The sequence below is a fragment of the Virgibacillus sp. M23 genome (assembly GCF_034190895.1).
GTDB classification, from domain to species: domain Bacteria; phylum Bacillota; class Bacilli; order Bacillales; family Amphibacillaceae; genus Virgibacillus; species Virgibacillus salarius.
Genome location: NZ_JAWDHA010000329.1, coordinates 1 through 414 on the forward strand (window position 1 = coordinate 1; position 414 = coordinate 414).

Here is a 414-nt window from a genome sequence, read left to right on the forward strand (position 1 = left end):
TCTCAGTCCGCTGTGCCCGATCAAGCTTAATCTTAAAGGGGTTATGACATGAGTATTTTTAATGGAATCAAAGAAGAGCAGATGGACATTTTGCGGGAAGTCGGCAATATAGGCGCCGGCCACTCCGCCTCTGCAATGGCCCAGCTGTTAAATAGAAAGATAGATATGGAGGTCCCATTTGCAAAGCTGCTGTCTTTTGATGAGCTTGTCGATTTTTTCGGCGGTGCTGATGTCCCGGTTGCCAGCATCTTTTTAAGAATGGAAGGCGATTTAACGGGTTCGATGTTCTTTATAATGCCTTTTTTTCAGGCGGAGCAATTTATCAGAGAGCTGATTGGAAACCCCGATTTTGTTATAGAGGACTTAGGTGAAGATCATATGAGCTCATCCGCTTTGCATGAACTGGGCCATAGT

1 pseudogene is annotated in these 414 nt (G+C 44.9%); it reads left to right on the plus strand.

Features of this window, described 5'->3' with window-relative positions:
* Positions 1-48: 48 nt before the first annotated feature.
* Positions 49-414 (plus strand): annotated as a pseudogene (gene cheC / locus RVS70_RS22810) (CheY-P phosphatase CheC); the annotation flags it as partial.